Genomic DNA, 2,453 nt, shown 5'->3' on the forward strand with positions numbered 1-2,453 from the left:
CCTTCGAAGATGTCTCCCTCGAACGGTGCCACGATGCGTACGAGTTCCTCGAATGATCGCTTCTTCCCGGTGCGAAAGCGCCACCAGTAGTAAACGGGGAGCCGGGGGTGCGACTGCCCCGGGGACCAGGCCTGGGCAGTGGCGTCCGGTCGTGGTGTGTCGCCGGGCCCTGCAGCTATACTTTTTTTAATGACACGGCCACCACCGAGATCTACACTCTCTCCGTCGTCGGCAGCGTCAGCTGTGTATAAGTGACGTACCGCACCCTGCACGCCGGCCGCTCCGACAACCCCCGGAAACTGACCGTCGAGCCGCCGGACGGGCACTCCGTCTCCTACGCGATGCTGGGCCGCGACGGCTCGCGCGACATCGTGGCGATCAAGACCTCGTACAAGCACGGCCTGGACAAGGGCCGCGCGGAGCAGCACTACTACACCGCACTGACGCTCTACGACGACCTCACCGGGCTGCCGGTGGCGATGATGGACTGCTCGCGCATCGGGTCGCTGCGCACCCCCGCCGTCTCCGCCCTGCTCGCCCGGGAATGCGCCGCCCCCGGCGCCCGGTCCGCGCTGGTCGTCGGTACCGGGACCCAGGGCCGCCTCGCACTCCCCTTCCTGCTGACCACCCTGCCGGAGCTGGACCGCCTGATGCTGTTCGGCACCCACCCCGAGGGCCTCGCGGCCGTCCGCGCGCACCTGCACGCCCACGCCCCCGGCCGGGAGCTGGAGATCGTCACCGACCTGCGGGCGGCGGCCGCCGAGGCGGACGTCGTCGTCGCCACCGCCGGCGCGCACACCCCCGCCGCGGTCGAGGCGGACTGGCTGGGGCCCGGTGCGCTGTCCGTCCTCGTCGGCCACGGGCTGGCGCCCTCCACCCTGCACCGGGCCGACCGGGTCATCGCCACCAGCGCGGCGCAGATGCAGGTCACCGGCACCGACATGGCCGACGCCGCCGGGGAGCTCCGTTCGGTGGACGCGGAGTTCGCACCCGTCCTGGCCGGTGTCGTCCCCGGACGCGGCAGCGACACCGAACGCGTCTTCGCCTACAACAGCGGCCTGGTCGTCACCGACATCGCCCTGGGCCACCGCTTCGCCCAACTGGCCCTCGCCCAGGGCCTGGGCACCGAGGTGCCGCTGTGGCGGTGACCGCCGGCTCCGGCCGCTGGCCCGCCGTCCCGCCGCTTCCCGACCCGGCGACGGACGCGGTGCTCGCCTGCGGTCTGCTGCCCGAGCTCGCCCACGCCTTCGGCGGCCCGTTCCACTTCCTGCTGCCCGACGCGTTCGACGCCAACCTGCGGGCCTTGCAGAACGCGCTCACCGCGGCCGGTGTCGACGGCTTCGTGTACTACGCGAAGAAGGCCAACAAGGCCGCCGTGTTCGTCGAGCGGGCGGCGGCGGGCGGCGCCGGAGTGGACGTCGCCTCCGTGGGCGAGCTCCGCGAGGCCCTCGGCCACGGCGTGCGCGGGGAGCACCTGGTGGTCACCGGCCCGGCGAAGGTCCCGGTGCTGCTCCGGCTCGCGGTCCGGCACGGCGCCCTCGTCGCGGTCGACGCCCTGGACGAGCTCGACACCGTGCTCGCCCTCGCGCGCGCCCTCGCTCCGGCCGGGGGGCCGGGTCCGGCCCGCATCCTGCTGCGCTGCCGTCCCCCGCAGCAGCCGCACAGCCGCTTCGGCATGACGGACGCCGAGCTGGGCACCGCCCTGGACCGCTGCGTGCGGGCCGGTGACGGGGTCCGGACGGAGGGATTCAGCTTCCACCTGTCCGGCTACGCCCTCCAGCCGCGGGCCGACCTCGCCGCCCAGCTCGTCGACCGGTGCCTCCAGGCCCGCGCGCAGGGCCTGGAGGCCGACCGGATCAGCATCGGCGGAGGCCTGCCCGTCAGCTACACCGACGCCGACAGCTGGCGTACGTTCCTCACCGGGCAGCACCGCCGGCACTACCATGCGGGCCGGACGTTCCGCACGGGCGACTTCTACCCCTACCACTCCCCCGAGGCGGGCGCCCACGCGCTGGCGGCCCTGCTCGCCACCCGGCCCGAGGGCCACGACCGGCCCCTCGCCGGCCTCCTGGCCGACGCCGGCGTGACGCTGCTGCTGGAGCCGGGCCGGGCCCTCCTCGACCGGGCGGGAGCCACCGTGTTCCGCGTCCAGGGCGTCAAGGACCGCGGGGACTACCTGCTCCTGACCGTCGACGGCACCAGCCTGAGCCTGTCCGAGCAGTGGTTCGACAGCGAGTTCCTCCCCGACCCCCGCCTGCTGCCCCAGGACGACCGCGCACCCGCCGGCCTGTACCCGGCGAGCATCGGGGCGGCCACCTGTCTGGAGTCCGACATGCTCACCTGGCGCAAGGTCGGCCTCACCCGCCGCCCCCGCACCGGCGACCTGCTCGTCTACCCCAACACCGCCGGCTACCAGATGGACTCCAACGAGTCGCCGTTCCACGACCTGCCCC

Annotated in this window: 2 protein-coding genes; both read left to right on the top strand. The window is 73.8% G+C overall.

Going from position 1 to position 2,453, the window contains the following annotated elements; translation table 11 throughout:
• The first annotated feature begins 251 nt into the window (after positions 1 to 251).
• Positions 252 to 1,148, top strand: a complete 897-nt coding sequence (locus EF918_RS34785) for an ornithine cyclodeaminase family protein (protein ID WP_125652853.1) — start codon at positions 252 to 254, stop codon at positions 1,146 to 1,148.
• Positions 1,139 to 2,453, top strand: a 1,315-nt coding sequence (locus tag EF918_RS34790) for a Y4yA family PLP-dependent enzyme (protein WP_125652854.1), incomplete at its 3' end; no start/stop codon positions are given. The genes EF918_RS34785 and EF918_RS34790, both read left to right, overlap by 10 nt.

Origin of the sequence: Streptomyces sp. WAC06614 (genome assembly GCF_003949795.1) — a bacterium.
GTDB lineage: Bacteria > Actinomycetota > Actinomycetes > Streptomycetales > Streptomycetaceae > Streptomyces.